The sequence below is a fragment of the Stenotrophomonas sp. YJH_SMC_101-4 genome (genome assembly GCF_059370395.1).
The window spans coordinates 387,562-401,990 of the sequence record NZ_JCAFTP010000006.1; the positions used below are offsets into that span (position 1 = coordinate 387,562).

Annotated in this window: 11 protein-coding genes and 1 pseudogene; 6 read left to right on the forward strand and 6 right to left on the reverse strand. The window is 59.5% G+C overall.

All coding sequences use genetic code 11. From position 1 onward, the window contains the following. The first annotated feature begins 353 nt into the window (after nt 1-353). Both AC5P8D_RS20385 and AC5P8D_RS20390 read left to right on the forward strand, forming a co-directional pair. Nucleotides 354-2,336 carry an ATP-dependent nuclease gene (locus AC5P8D_RS20385; protein ID WP_495203610.1) on the forward strand — a complete coding sequence of 661 codons (1,983 nt, stop codon included), beginning with the start codon at nt 354-356 and terminating at the stop codon, nt 2,334-2,336. Between the two features lie 23 nt (nt 2,337-2,359). Next, entirely contained in the window at nt 2,360-4,240 is a 1,881-nt protein-coding gene (locus AC5P8D_RS20390; RefSeq protein ID WP_495203611.1) for a UvrD-helicase domain-containing protein, read from the forward strand. A gap of 261 nt (nt 4,241-4,501) precedes the next feature. Here AC5P8D_RS20390 and AC5P8D_RS20395 read toward each other — a convergent pair whose 3' ends face one another. Beyond that, nucleotides 4,502-5,653 (reverse strand): DUF3800 domain-containing protein, encoded by a 1,152-nt coding sequence (locus tag AC5P8D_RS20395; RefSeq protein WP_495203612.1) that lies wholly within the window; start codon nt 5,651-5,653, stop codon nt 4,502-4,504. A gap of 556 nt (nt 5,654-6,209) precedes the next feature. On the opposite strand from AC5P8D_RS20395, the gene AC5P8D_RS20400 reads away from it, so the two are divergent. Both AC5P8D_RS20400 and AC5P8D_RS20405 read left to right on the forward strand, forming a co-directional pair. Continuing rightward, the gene (locus AC5P8D_RS20400) at nt 6,210-7,154 is read left to right on the forward strand and encodes a hypothetical protein (RefSeq protein WP_495203613.1); all 945 of its coding nucleotides are present in this window, start codon (nt 6,210-6,212) and stop codon (nt 7,152-7,154) included. A gap of 79 nt (nt 7,155-7,233) precedes the next feature. Beyond that, on the forward strand, nt 7,234-8,607 hold the full coding sequence (locus AC5P8D_RS20405; RefSeq protein WP_495203614.1) for a hypothetical protein: 1,374 nt from the start codon (nt 7,234-7,236) through the stop codon (nt 8,605-8,607). A 470-nt stretch (nt 8,608-9,077) separates the two neighbouring features. Here the strand turns inward: AC5P8D_RS20405 and AC5P8D_RS20410 are convergent, their stop codons facing one another. The 5 genes and pseudogenes from AC5P8D_RS20410 to AC5P8D_RS20430 all read right to left on the reverse strand — a co-directional run bounded on the left by AC5P8D_RS20410 (nt 9,078) and on the right by AC5P8D_RS20430 (nt 12,467). Further along, entirely contained in the window at nt 9,078-10,124 is a 1,047-nt protein-coding gene (locus AC5P8D_RS20410; RefSeq protein ID WP_495203615.1) for a reverse transcriptase family protein, read from the reverse strand. Next, nucleotides 10,075-10,395, reverse strand: a complete 321-nt coding sequence (locus AC5P8D_RS20415; protein ID WP_495203616.1) for a helix-turn-helix transcriptional regulator — start codon at nt 10,393-10,395, stop codon at nt 10,075-10,077. The genes AC5P8D_RS20410 and AC5P8D_RS20415 overlap by 50 nt, the downstream gene beginning before the upstream one ends. Nucleotides 10,396-10,447: 52 nt before the next feature. Continuing rightward, a complete protein-coding gene (locus AC5P8D_RS20420) occupies nt 10,448-10,681 on the reverse strand; it encodes a hypothetical protein (RefSeq protein WP_336023801.1) in 234 nt (77 codons plus the stop codon). A gap of 573 nt (nt 10,682-11,254) precedes the next feature. Continuing rightward, nucleotides 11,255-11,770 (reverse strand): annotated as a pseudogene (radC, locus tag AC5P8D_RS20425) (RadC family protein); the annotation flags it as partial. A 70-nt stretch (nt 11,771-11,840) separates the two neighbouring features. After that, nucleotides 11,841-12,467, reverse strand: a complete 627-nt coding sequence (locus AC5P8D_RS20430) for a response regulator (RefSeq protein ID WP_019338987.1) — start codon at nt 12,465-12,467, stop codon at nt 11,841-11,843. A 228-nt stretch (nt 12,468-12,695) separates the two neighbouring features. Between AC5P8D_RS20430 and coaBC the strand changes: the two genes are divergently transcribed. Beyond that, a complete protein-coding gene (coaBC, locus tag AC5P8D_RS20435; RefSeq protein WP_010486895.1) occupies nt 12,696-13,958 on the forward strand; it encodes a bifunctional phosphopantothenoylcysteine decarboxylase/phosphopantothenate--cysteine ligase CoaBC in 1,263 nt (420 codons plus the stop codon). Then, nucleotides 13,955-14,428, forward strand: a complete 474-nt coding sequence (dut, locus tag AC5P8D_RS20440) for a dUTP diphosphatase (RefSeq protein ID WP_021204751.1) — start codon at nt 13,955-13,957, stop codon at nt 14,426-14,428. Before coaBC ends, dut begins: the two co-directional genes overlap by 4 nt. Nucleotide 14,429 lies beyond the last annotated feature (1 nt).

Here is a 14,429-nt window from a genome sequence, read left to right on the forward strand (position 1 = left end):
TTCAGATGAAACATTTCACACGAAGTTCTATGTATATCAACAGCTTGCTAAATCGCTGAGCGTCTGATTTTGTATTTATGTCGCGATGCAGCATTTGGCGCTTGGGGATTTGCGCACTTACACGGTGACATGACTGGATGGACCAGCGACCCTCCTCCATGTGAAATCTGAGGAGACGGCATGGGAAATGCACAGGAGACAGGAGCGGCTGTGGCGCACCTAGGGCGTAGGGCGGATCGCCTCCACGAGCGGCGGCGCACAGCTCTCTTGCGCTCTTGTCCCGGGTTGTTGGGTGCTCGTGGTCACGGGTTCTATCTATAATTCCGCTTCGTCCAGAAAGGGAAGGGAATCCTATGCGCATCGAATCCGTCCGGATTTCGGGGTTTCGTTGTTTCGGGGCGACACCGACCAAGGTTTCATTGGCCTCGAGTGTCACCGCCATCATTGGTCCGAATGCCGCCGGGAAGACGGCAGTGTTGCAAGCGCTGACCAAGCTGTTTGGCGTGTCTCGCGCGCAGCGCACGATTCATCGATCCGATTTCCATGTAGGACCGAGAGACAATCCGGAAGGCCGTGACTCCAAGGCGCTATTCATCGAAGTAGTCATTGGCTTCCCTGAGCTCAAGGCGGGGGACGCTACCGCCGAGGCAATCGCGCCGTCGTTCCGGCGAATGCAGGTCAGCAAACCGGGTCAGGCACCGGTCTGTCGGATGCGTCTGGAGGCGACATGGCAGGACGACGGCACCGTCGAAGGAGAGGTTTCCCAGGAGCTGTATTGGATGGAGACCTTGGACGATGATCCGGTCGACCCCGTCTTGACCCCGGTCCTTGCATCGGAACGTGGGCTCATCCAGCTCTACTACACCCCCGCGAGTCGGGATCCCATTGCACAGGTCAAGGCTTCGGCCGGCGCACTGGCAGCTCGGCTGCTTCGAGCGATCGAGTGGACGGAGGCAACCACCGGCGCCGTGGAGCAGGCGACGACAGAACTTGCGGCCGTGTTCGGGAGCGAACCGGCGATTCACGCCATCAGTCAGGCTCTTGGCGAGCGCTGGGACACTCTTCACGACGAGGTAGTGGACACGCGTCCCCGGCTTAGTCTGGTTAGCACTCGCTTTGAGGAGGTCGTGAACAGGATTGCCGTGGTCTTTGCGCAAGGCCCCGATGGTCACGAGCGTGGTCTCGAGGCCCTCAGCGATGGACAAAAATCGCTGTTCTACTTTGCGCTAGTCGCGGCCGTGTTCGATCTGGAGCGCCAAGTGGCAGGTGGAACTCTGGCCGGATTTGCCGACGACAGGCTGCGGGTGCCCGCGCTGAGCCTGTTCGCGATCGAAGAGCCGGAAAACCATCTGTCCCCGTTCTTTCTGAGTCGAATCATCGAGCAGGTGCGTTCCCTGACCGAGACTGGTGGTAGTCAGGGGCTGATCACCAGTCATTCGCCAGCCGTGCTAAGCCGTGTGCAACCGGAGGAGGTCAGGTACTGCCGTCAGGATCCGAAAAAGAGAACCTCGACAGTTAAAAAAATCAAGCTGCCGGCCGCAGCAGACGAGGCGGCTAAGTTCGTCCGTGGCGCACTTCTAGCTTACCCGGAGTTGTACTTCGCGCGCTTCGTTGTGCTGGTTGAGGGCGATTCAGAGCGGATCGTCCTGCCGGCGCTGGCAAGATCTCTCGAACTTGCGATCGACCCCGCGTTCGTAGCCATTGTGCCCCTGGGCGGTCGCCATGTTCAGCATTTCTGGCGACTACTAAAGCAGCTGAAAATTCCCTACGCCACTCTGCTGGATCTGGACCTTGGTCGGTTGGGAGGCGGCTTTGGCCGAGTGAAGACCGTCATTGAGTACCTGATCGAAATGGGGGAATCAAGAGACGAACTGCTCCAGACTAAGAGCGGTGTTCTTTCTGATGAGAAGTTCGCGAAGATGCACACATGGCAGACTCCAGAAAAGATGAAAATTCTCTCTGGCTGGGTCCTGATGCTCAGGAAGTACGGTGTGTTCTTCTCCGCTCCACTGGACCTTGATTTGGCAATGCTGAAGGCGTTCCCCGAGGCCTACGAGGCAATTATTCCTCCAGGAGGCGGACCGAAGCTCACAATCGAGAAGGCAGCTGAAGTAGTTCTTGGCACCTCGGGCCCCGGGACGATGCTCTATGTGGATACGCTTGAGCCGTATCCAGAACTTCTCCCGCGCTATCGCTACCATTTCCTTACTCATAGCAAACCGGTTACTCACCTCGAGGCGCTGACGCATATTAGGTCGGCCGACATGGTGGAGAACATGCCGAAGGTGCTGAAGAAGCTGTTGACGTACATCCAGTCTGCGCTGCGAGGCAGTTAAGAATGGTCGCGTCGCCTAGGCGGATGAAGCCCGAACAGTGGATGCCCGTGGGCGTGACGGCATTAGAGGAGAGCGCTTTGGAGGTCGTTCGCTCGACGGGGCATCGCTCGGTGATTGCCGGGCCCGGCGCGGGCAAGACTGAGCTGTTGGCGCAGCGTGCGGCGTTCCTGCTGCAGACAGGAGCTTCGCGATCCCCTCGGCGAATTCTAGCGATCAGCTTCAAGCGTGACGCGGCCGCGAATTTGATGGCACGAGTTCGGGCGCGCTGCCATCCCCGTCAAGCAGAGCGTTTGGATTCGATCACGTTCTCGGCGTTTGCTAAAAGCTTGGTGGATCGATTTGGCCAGGCGCTGCCGCAGGCATGGCGGCCGACCCCCGACTATCAGATCCTGATCCCTCGCAAGGGATTCTACGCAAATTTCCTGAGCGATCTGCGGGAGGTGCCGCCAGAGGTCGGTACAGTCGAAGACATTGGCACCATCTCGCACAAGTCATTTGAAAGAGACTTTGTGCTAGCCGATCCGCTTCAAGAGGACGGTTTCGAGGCACCTACGCCAGGGCAATGGGCCGCCGAGTGCTTCTGGATGGCATCGCTCCATGGGGAGGAGTCAAGCCAACTCACCTTCGAGATGCTGGCGCGCCTGGCAGAGCTGCTCGTCCGGCTAAATCCACAAATCCGAGACGCGCTGCGGGTTACGCACTCCCATGTGTTCATGGACGAGTTCCAAGACACGACGAGGGAACAATACGACTTGGCGCGTGCCATCTTCCTGGGCTCGGACACCGAAATCACTGTAGTTGGGGACAACAAGCAGCAAATCATGCGCTGGGCAGGGGCTATGCGTGACCCCTTTGTGGCCTTCGAGCGAGATTTTGGCGCGCAGCGAGTACCCCTGTTGAACAACTATCGTTCTTCTTCTGATCTAGTAGAAATGCAGACCGTCCTCGCTCGGGCACTTGATCCGCAAGCGGTGGGGCCTGTCTCGATGGCGCCGATGGTGCGAACAGTCGAGACTTGTGAAGTGTGGAATTTCACAACGGCAGAGCGGGAAGCTCAAGGCCTGGCTGAGTTCGTTTCGCGCGTGATTCGTGATGAGGCACTTGATCCCGGCGAGGTGGCGGTTCTTGTCCGTCAGCTCCCTCAGAATTACTTCTCCGATCTGGAGCCTGCTTTCGCAAGCAGGGATCTGAGTTTGTTCAATGCGGCGGGAAAGATTGGTGAGATTGCCCTGCAGGATCTGCTAACCGAGGAAGCCTCTCGGTGGATCATCGATGTGCTTCGCTTGGCGATGGTCACAGATGCTAGGCGACATTGGATCTCGAGTCAGATGACACTGCGCCGGCTGTGGGGGGGCTCGAGTGAAGATGAGCGCGCACAGGCGGTGCTTGCCAGAGATCTGGATGCATTTGTGACTCAACTCAGGGGGCGGCACGCCGCCCCACCAGCGTCGATGAGTATTGCCGCCTCATTGATTGGCGAGATCGCTGACTTCTTGGGGCGAGAACGCATGGCTGCAGCGGTCCCTTCATACGAACAGGGCGGCTGGTTGGAGGAAGTGCTGAGGTGTATTGCCTGTCATCTGCACCAGTGCTCCGAAGGAGGACAGGGATGGAAGGATGCCTTGGATGTGTACGAGGGAGTTGGGGCAACACCCTTGATGACCATCCACAAGAGCAAAGGCCTCGAGTACCACACGGTGATCTTTGTCGGTCTTGATGACCAGGCGTGGTGGAATTTCTCCAAGGACGAGCACGAGGCTAAGGCGAGTCTCTTTGTCGCATTCACGCGCGCGAAACAGCGGGTCATCTTCACCTATTGCCCTGAGCGAGGGCAGCGGACTGAAATCGCTGCACTCTATAAGCTCCTGCAGGAGGCAGGTGTACGCAGTAGGGACGTGGCATAACTGCATGTGGCAGAAGGGCGAAGGTCAATTGCGAAGCCCTCGTCGTACCAGGCGCGCAGGCCGGATCCAAGAGCGATGCGCGGACTCAGAAGGCGTGGGCCCGTGCCCCTGGGGGCTTCGGCCCATACCTGAAGTTCCGTCGATTCCAGAGTCGAGTAAAGCGGAAGGTGGCCGGGCTTCCATCGAGTGCACAGGCCGCCAGACATTGGCAGACTTGGCGCTGGCGAGGTGGCGCTCTAACCCAGGAGCGGACGCGGTTGCCTAGTCCCTATAGTCCTCGGGGTATTCAGCGCTATCTAAGAACCATTCGCTCTTGGCTTGGCTCTCCTTCGGCGCCTGATTGAACAAAAAGGCGGGGCACTCCTCGTAGGCCTTGTCGATCAATTGGGACAGCAGTGTTCGATTGCGGTGCTGCTGATCGGACAGGATCGAGCTCCAAGCCTCCAGCTCGTCAATCGAACTCTTTTCCATACAGCTGAAGTGCTTCCCAAGCAGCCCACACAGGACATCCGAAATCTGAATGGCTAACTCATTCTTGGAGTCCGCAAAACGGAAGTCGATGGCCTTGTCGTCGAGGACCACTCTCCATTCTGCCAGGCGTCGACGAACCTGATTCTCTTCGTCAAATACGTGTTTGGCCTTTGGGAAGGTAGCCATCCGATGGAGAAATACCGTGTCAAATCGATCCACGAGAACGTTGGATTCATTGTCAGTAAGAAAGACGAGCGTGGCATCGTCACCGACCTCTTGCAGGAGGTCGAAGAGTGCCATCGTGTTTAGGTTTCTGAAGAACACGCCTTTGCGAAACAGGAATTTCCGCACGGCACGTAGGAATTCCGTATGTCGTTCCGGTGCGACGTTGGGGTAGTCAAACGTTTTAAGTACCCGGAAGTAGCCGAGGGGATCGGTTCGAACCAGTGCGTGCAGCTCGGTCTTCAGTTCGTCGCGAATTCTGTGATGCGTCCGATAGCGATCGATAGCTAGTAGGGAGTCGACCAGGTCCACGATGGACCAGTTCAGAACGCTGAAGTTGGAGAAGTGCAAGTACACTGGCGCATCCAGCAGCCACGTCAAGAAGTGCTCAAGCTTTGGCTCGTTGAGGCAGGCAGCGTAGTCGCCCTCTGCAAAGTGCTTCAGCTTGATTTCGGATGCCGATGGTTGAATTCGCGCGGCCTTTCTGAGAGGGGCGATATCTGGAACCTGAGCTCCAGGTCCAAGAGCAATGCCACCGAGCACAAAGCAATCCAGCGCCGTATGGTTCAGGCCCGACTCGGTCAGCGCCAAGCGCCGGATGTTGTTCGTTTCGTCGTAATACAACGTATAAGGAGTATTCGCGCTTGGGACCCAGTCCAACTCCGGCGATCTAAAGGGGCGGAGGTCCAAAAGCGGCGGGAAGGGCGGCATAGCGTTCATGGCTGGGAGTAGGGCCTAGTGTACGCAGAGTTTAGACTCTGCATGTACAGAAGTGATGGAGGTTTGGGTCCTCCCTGGTCAGGATAAATGTCAATCAGGTTTCACTGAATTCAGGTCTTTCCGTCGGGGGTTTCCACCTTCGGTGCCAGGCTGGCGGACTAGTGGCCTCGCTCTTCTTGGTGCGGGGAATACCTATCACGGAGCTTCAATTCCAGCAGGGCAACGACCGTCCTTAAGCGGGCACTGATCATGGGCTATGGGACACATGGAAAAGTGGCGGAGTCTTTCCTACTTCGCTCGGACAATGGCCTGGCTTTCACCAGTTGTGATTACACCCGGCTGGTACATGCAGCCGTGGAGCTGGGCGCCGACGTAAATTGGATTCGGCAGTAGCCCCAAACAGGAGGGCACTCCGGCATCGCGTAAATCTTCAACCAATGGCCGCCTCCGATGGCACATACGATTGGCCACCCAACCCATTGCCCTCAAATTCCTCCCATAATAGAGTCGGAGTGATGCGAGTCCCATTCGGGTCGTCTATTCGGAGGAAAGCACAATGTCAAACGGCTCGGCGAATTACACCGAAGAACTGGTCATGGCCTTGGTCACCACGCAGCTTACGATCATGAGCTTTCCATTCTTCAACGTGCAGATCGTGCCGTTCTCGTCAAACTTCGAAAATCTATTCGGCGCGGACGCAAAGATTCCGGGGTCGGCGAAGATCGCGCCATTCTACATGCAGTTCAAGCGCCCCAATCGCTCAAAGCCGACTGGAAATATTTCGAAGGACCGAGTCGCCTTGGGGCTTCACTGCACAACTGGAAGTCTGAACTTCCGCCTCAGGGAGAAGGCAAGTTCCAAGGTTTCTGGCAAAGTTCCTGTTCATAAGCTGCAGCATAATGTCCTGTATCGGATGCGCGCGCGACTCCTGAAACGGGGGATCGGCGACGCTGCCTATGTGTGTTCTCTGTTTCTGAGCTCCAAGGAATACGTGGCACATACTCACCTGCATGCCTTGCTACGGTTGCCGGGCTACTGGTTCAAAGGGCCATATTCGTATCGGGATGTAGTGATTCACGGCACCACATCTCCCCCTTTTCTTGACATCCCCTGGCTTGAAGGACACGTGAGCATTCCACCGCACGACACCGTTGCCTCCGCCAGCCATTCGTATAGTTTCGATCCGAGCGGTGGCGAAGTATGTTTTCACTCGCCACGTCTATTGGATGGGGAGAGACGGACGCTTCCGGCCTGGATTGCCAACTTGGCGAGGTCGATCCAGTTCGACCGGGCGCCTGCCATCGGCCGCTCTGATGAACTGCTGGCCGAGTTGCGCGACATCGTCGGGTTGAGGGCGGAACCGCGAGGTGATCGCGACCGCGAGGGTCTGGCGGAGCAACCAGAGAGGAACCTCGACTACATGTCGGAGTGGATGGCATTCGGTGATCAGCTCGAGGAACACTTCGGCATCTCGCAGTTTGCATTCATCCAGGAGCCGTAGGGGGCGCGCAGTGCCGGCCGCATCAGCCCAGCAGGCCGACACGCAGTTCTATGTTCAATGTGACTATGGAGAGTTCTTGATGCATCCGATCACTCTGGCGCGCTTCGATGCGTTGGCCGCCTACTGCCGCCTGGGGCCTGCCATGGGGTCGATTGAGGAACATTCATGGTACGAATCTGAGGATGGCCGACTGCTAGCTCTGGTGCTTCGCGACCTCACCGATGGCGACTATCAGGCTGTTTTCCTAGCCCGCGACCATGTCGAGCGCTTCCGCTGGATCCACGGGACGGAGTTCTTCGACACGCCGGAGGGCGCGATCGCTGCATTGTATGAGCAGGCTCCAGAGTTGCTGGTCCGGCTGGAGTGCGAGCGCTGCCAAGGTGATGAGCCCGCTCTGGCCGTGGACTTCTTTACCCTACAGGTACCGCCGAATCGCCTGCATCCACACTTCGCCATCCTTCGCAGTGGCGAAGGCTACAGCCCAGCGCGTGAGCTCATCATGGTCATGATGCGCTGGCACGATGACATCGACGGCAATTACGTTGAGCAGTTTCAGTCCACCGCATTCGATGCCCGCTTGCTGGAACTGTACGTGTTCGCGATGCTAGTCGAGAACGGCTTCGTCGTGAGACGTCAAGGCGCCGCTCCCGACTTTCTCGCCAATGATGGACATGGCGAGCTCGCAATCGAGGTCACGACTGTGAATCCCACGGTCGAACGCGGCCAAGTCGTGCCTTGCCCGGACCCCGTGACGTCCGAAGAGACGACGGCTTACCTCAAGCAGTACATCCCGATCAAGTTTGGAAGCGCTTTGTTCTCTAAGTTGCGCCGCAGGTACTGGGAGCTGCCACACGTTGCCGGCAAGCCGCTGCTGTTCGCGATCCAGGACTTCCATGCGCCGCAATCGATGATCCGTGCGCGCACGGGCTTGGGGATCTATCTGTACGCCTACGACCATGAATGGAGCCACGACGTGGAAGGCCGGTTAGTTATTGAGCCGCGGCGGATCACCGAGCATCGCTGGAGCAACAAGGTCATCCCTTCCGGCTTCTTCGACCAAGAAGGCGCCGAGCACGTCAGCGCGGTACTGTTCAATAACAGTGCTACCCTAACTAAGTTCAACAGAATGGGCTTCGTCGCCGGCTTCGGGTCGCGCCGCGTCCAAATGGTACGTACGGGAACGGCCCTCAATCTAGATCCGAACGCGGCCGAACCGCTTCACTTTAAAACCGCTGTGGACGAGGATTACCGAGAGAGCTGGTCCGAAGGGCTGGATATCTTCCATAACCCTCGTGCCTTGCACCCCCTTGACCCGCGCCACTTCCCGACAGCGATGCACCACCATCTCCAGGGCGATGGTCAGGTCCTTTCTCGTAAATTAGTCGAGGGCTTCCATCCACTCGGGTCAATGACGAGCATCGTGGTACCGATGAACGACGAAGCGGCAGGCTAAAATTGTCCACCGCTGTCCCGGGAAAACCATTGTACCCAGGCACTCTTCAGCGATGCGCGATGTCGAGCGATTCGGCTACTTGGCGGAGGAGCGCTTTGGCAGACATATCGTCCTATGGACACATTTAAATGCTGCCGTCCAATCCACTTGGTCTACGGCCCAGAATGCTTGGTGGTGATGTCCAGTTGCTCGGCGATTAGTGCGCAATTGTTCGGCGTTCTACAGGGTTAGTGCGCAGCTACGGCCTGAAGCCGGCGTTCGGCACCCCGCGCTGGCCGCAGTAGAACAGGATGGTGCAAGGTGTGATCCGGACCTTGGAGGAACGGTGCATGCACCGACGTTGCATTGGCAGCCAAACGCACCCACTGCGAGTGATCGATGATCACCTTCTTCAGCTAACGGCACTCTCATCAGGCGCTGAAGAAGATGGCTCTGGATGCGGCCTACGCCGCTACATTAGAAGCGGTGGATCATTGCGTCACTTCCCCGGTCTCATGGTGGACTGGTTCAACCCCAATGACTTCGTCTTGGCTGAAATCGTTCCGCACTCGATGAGATTTCCCAACCTCGTTACGAAGCTTCATGAGCCTTGCTCGTAGCGCTTGCCCTTCATTGGCGTGGAGTCGAGCAAGCCGGCTGACCCGACCAGACACTGAGTTGAGCTCTTTAATCAAAGCAGGGCAGAGAACCCCTCCCGTTACAGCAAAACTTCTCTCCAGTGCGTATACAGCTGCGCGGGTGGCTTGGCGCTCGGCAGTGCCGAGCGCCGCGCGACGATTTACGAGCAACTTGGTGGCTCGCATGCCTCTATGAGCCCTCTGTATCTCCTGCTTGCCACGGTGAGCACGATGGCCGGTGCTCCTGATCATTCCATAGACAAGTGATATATGACGTGCCAAGTCATCGTGAGTCACCGGATGTCGCGAAGAGAGGGTGATATCGTCAACGTAGCGGGAATAGCGGACCCCTTGAGACGCGAGCCTCAAGTAGAGAACGTGTTCTCGGCGCCAGAAAACCAGATTTGCTAAGTGAGAGCTGGTTACAGCCCCCTGAGGCAACAAGTCGTCTTTGGTCGTTAGCAGTGTAAGTAGGTTCGACACATCTTCAGAGAAGCCAAAGAACCCTCGCCAGATATCGAAGATGACTTTGGAAGTCGTACTTGGAAAGAACGATTTAATGTCTTCACAGACGGTGATGGACGCACCCTGATGGAGCTTCGCATTGCGAACCTGATCTTGGCCCTTAAGGCTCCCGGTGAGGTATGCGGGAAAAGTCACCGCCGTCAGTATTCGTTGTTTGATTCGGATCTGAATATCTTTTAATGGGTAGAGCGCGTCAAATGGACGGCGAAAGCTCCCATCTGCCTTCAAAATAGGCTTGGCAAGCCGATAGCGAGAGCTACTGGTTCCGGCAACATGCTTTAGTGTTTCTACCGAGTAGCCCAGTACGCGAGACACAGCAGCGAGGCTATGAATTGGCTTGTGGTGGTACCGAGGGGGGGGCAGAAGCTGGCTCATTCAAGAGATCCAAAGCAGTGATTGCTAGTTGGCCCGCTAACCCTTTGTCGATGCCGGTCAGCTCCCCCTTATCCGCACCCAGGAAGAAAAGAATCTCGACTGGCACTCCAAGGCCGGAGGCGATATTTTCAATCGTCGAAAGCGTTGGGTCGCGCTTGGAGTTCTCTAGCATGGAGAGGTACGAAACCGAACAGCCAGCTAGCTTGGCGAGTTCTGCCTGGCTGAGCTGGCGCCGAATGCGACACATTTGTATCGCGTTTCCAATGTTCATACAAACTCCGAAAAAACATGAAAGGCTTGTTGCGTCGTATCGTCCATCCAAATCAGCTCATCAAATCTGTGATGTTCGAAATAATTCGAAGCACATCACCTATGATGGACAGAACTCGATATGTCAGCGTTTCTGCCGACTTCTTGTCCTGACGATCGCAGCCCGCTTCAAGCGCTGCGATAACTGCGTTGAGTTCTTCGATGACGCTTGCATCGAGTTGGCTTTGATAAGCGTCACGCAGCTGTTTCAGCTGCGCGGCGCTGTTCTCGCAAGTGTGAGTGTCCACGGGGGACTTCTCCTTCAATCCGGGCGAAATTGCCCGCGCCCATTAGCAAAGAAGCCGGAAGGAGCCAACCCGATGCAACAAGCCAATCACCATTCTTCCGCTCTAAGAACGCGCCCCTAAACGAGAACGGTCCTCGTACGTCGATCAAGGATGAGCCCGGACCTGCGTGCGGCGGATATAGCCTCGCCATGGAGCGAGGCGACCCAAGATGAATTGAGTCGATTAGCTAGCTTCTCTGTACTGGAGATCGAAGACGACCACACTGACTCGAACTCAACCGAGCGGTATCACTCGGCCTGGAAGCAGGCTAGAGGAGGTAACTCGCGATGTCAACAAAATTTTACTGTCAGTGAACATGTGTGACGTACAGCACATTCGGGTCGTAGCGGACGGCGCATCCAACGCAATCATCATTCAGATTGACAAGTGGTGCGCGTGTTACCTGTGCAGAGGCGACTTCCTCTACCAGTGTTACGGTCGCGAGCGTTACCGCGCGGTGGTCTGTCAGGAGGAAATGCCATTAAAATCAATTATCTAGATGGCATGGAACATGATGCACTCAACGTAACCCTTGAGGATCACCGCCGCCGCGTTGTGCAGCAGGGCGCGCCGCACCACTTCGCGGGGGTAGACCGGTGCGGCGTTGATGGTGCCGTGGAACAGTTCCTCGCAGGCGATCAGGCGGTGGCGATTGTCCAGGAACAGGGCCATGAAGATCTCCCGTGCCTGCCCCCGCAGGCGGTGCTGCAGATAGCGTCCGACCGCGGCCGGGTTGTTGCCGACCGCTTCGCCGTGTTCCAGCTCGGCGGCCAGGTAGCGGTGGGCCAGTTCCAGCCCAGCAACCAGGGTACAGCTGCGCGCCGGACCCAGACCGGGCAGGCGCGCCAGCTCCCGCGCGGGGCGATCGAGCAGCACCCGTAACGGGCCATGCGCCTGCAGCAGGTCGCGCGCGGTCTGCACGGCATCGCGGCCACCGAACCCGGAGCCGAGAAACAGGGCCAGCAGTTCGGCGTCGGAAAGTGACGTGGGCCCGCGCGCGATCAGCTTCTCGCGGGGGCGTTCCTGTTCGGGCCAGTCGTGGATGGGCATGCCTGCATCATCGCCAGCTTCGGCGGCATCTCCCATCGGGGCTTGCCGCGGGTCCGGGTCGGTCGATGCCTCAGTCGCGCCGGGTCTGCAGGTAGTCGAACAGTTCCTGGTTGTTCTGCAGGCCCAGCTTGCGCTTGGCTTCGGCCTTCTGCCGGCTGATGGTCTTCGGGCTGCGCCCACAGCGCTCGGCGACCTGGTTCACATTGAGACCGGCCGCCAGCAGCTCCAGCACTTCCTGCTCGCGTGCCGACAGCGGCGCCGGCTCGCGCGGAAACAGCAGGTCGCGTGCCTGCAGGTGGTGGCGCAGCTGCTGGGAGACGAATACCTGCCCCGCCATCGCGGCGTTCAGCGCCTGGGGCAGTTCGGCGAAATCGGCGCACTTGTCGACCAGGCCACTGATGCCCTCCCGCAGCAGTCCGTCCAGCAGGCCGGGATGACGGGCGCCGGTCAGCACCACCACCGGCAGGCCAGGGCGGCGCATGCGCAGCGCGTCGATCAGCTCCGGACCGTCCGGGCCGGCACCCGGCATCGAGAGGTCGGTCAGCACCGCATCGCAGTCGTGCTGGTCCACCAGCTCCAGCAGCTGGGCGCCGTCACGCGCACTGCCGACGATGTCCATCAGGTGGGTCTGCAGCACGACACGGATGCCATGCAGGACCACGGGATGGTCGTCGGCGATGATGATGCGTGGATGCACGAGGCTCCTCAAAGGTCGAACAGGCCACGGCGGGCGGCAGCCAATGCCTGATTCTGCAAAAGCACAGAGACGTAGGGGTATAGGAAAGGTCCGAAACTGTTACCGGGTGAATCCCGGGTCAACGCAGGCGGATTCCATCTGCTGATAGCCGCCCGCTATGTGCGCCCTGTACCGGGACATTACCGGCCATCGGGTAAGCTAGCGCCCTCGTTTGCACAGGAATTCCAGGTGGCTGACTCCCCCAACGCTTCCCCCGCGCCGGCGCGCGCGCTGGAAGGTCAGAAACTGCTGTTGTGTGTCGGAGGCGGGATCGCGGCGTACAAGGCGCTGGAACTGGTGCGGCGCCTGCGCGACGCCGGTGCCCAGGTGCAGGTGGCGATGACCGCCGGTGCCCAGCAGTTCGTCACTCCGCTCAGTTTCCAGGCCCTGTCCGGGCAGCCGACCCGCACCACGCTGTGGGACAGCGCCGCCGAACAGGCCATGGGCCACATCGAGCTGGCCCGCTGGGCCGACCGCATCGTGGTCGCCCCGGGCACCGCCGATCTGCTGGCCCGGCTGGCGCAGGGCCATGCCGATGACCTGGTCAGCACGTTGTGCCTGGCCAGCACCGCGCCGTTGACGATCTGCCCGGCGATGAACCACCGCATGTGGCTGCATCCGGCCACCCAGGCGAACATCGCCCTGCTGCGCCAGCGCGGCGCGCAGGTGATCGGCCCGGTCGACGGTCCGCTGGCCGAGGGCGAATCCGGTCCCGGCCGTCTGGCCGAGCCCGGCGACATCGTCGCCGCGCTGGCCGCCAATGGCAGTACCACGGCGGCGGCTGCCGCACCGGAAACCCGCGCGCTGCAGGGCCTGCGCCTGCTGATCAGCGCTGGCCCGACCTATGAAGACATCGATCCGGTGCGCTACGTCGGCAACCGCAGCAGCGGCAAGATGGGCTTTGCCCTGGCCGCGGCCGCCGCGACGATGGGCGCCCAGGTGGTGCTGGTCAGCGGCCCGGTGCAGCTGCCGACGCCGCCCGGCGTGCAGCGCGTGGACGTGCGCTCGGCCGCGCAGATGCGCGATGCCGTGCTGAAGTCGCTGCCGGCCGACATCTATATCGGTGCCGCCGCGGTGTCCGACTACACACCGCGCCAGGTGGCTGCGCAGAAGCTGAAGAAGACCGCCGACAGCCAATCGCTGGTGATCGAGCTGGTGCGCACGCCGGACATCCTGGCCGAAGTCGCCGCGCAGACGCAGTCGCTGAAGCTGGTGGTCGGCTTTGCCGCCGAAACCCACGACGTGGAGAAGTACGCACGCGGCAAGCTGGTCGACAAGCGCCTGGACCTGGTGATCGCCAATCAGGTCGGCATCAGCGGCGGCGGTTTCGAGAGCGACAACAACGCCGCCACTGCCTTCTGGCAGGACGGTGAACAGGTATTCCCGGCCACCTCCAAGCGCGAGCTGGCCGAACAACTGCTGGCGCTGATCGCGCGGAGACTCCAGGCATGACCCAGGCTTTCACTTCCCAACCGCTGCAGGTCAAGCTGCTCGATCCGCGCTTCGGCGACAGCTGGCCGCTGCCGGCCTACGCCACCGAAGCCAGCGCCGGCATGGACCTGCGCGCGGCGCTGGATACCGCGCTGACCCTGCAGCCGGGCGACACCGCGCTGGTGCCCAGCGGCCTGGCCATCCATATCGCCGATCCGAACCTGTGCGCGGTGATCCTGCCGCGTTCCGGGCTGGGTCACCGCCACGGCATCGTGCTCGGCAACGGCACCGGCCTGATCGACGCCGATTACCAGGGCCCGCTGCTGATCAGCGTCTGGAACCGTGGCCGCGAGGCCTTCACCATCGAGCCGGGCGATCGCATCGCGCAGCTGGTGGTCGTGCCGATTGCCCGCGTCAGCCTGCAGGTGGTGGATACTTTCACCGACAGCGTGCGGGGAACGGGTGGATTCGGCCATACCGGGGTGCGTTGAC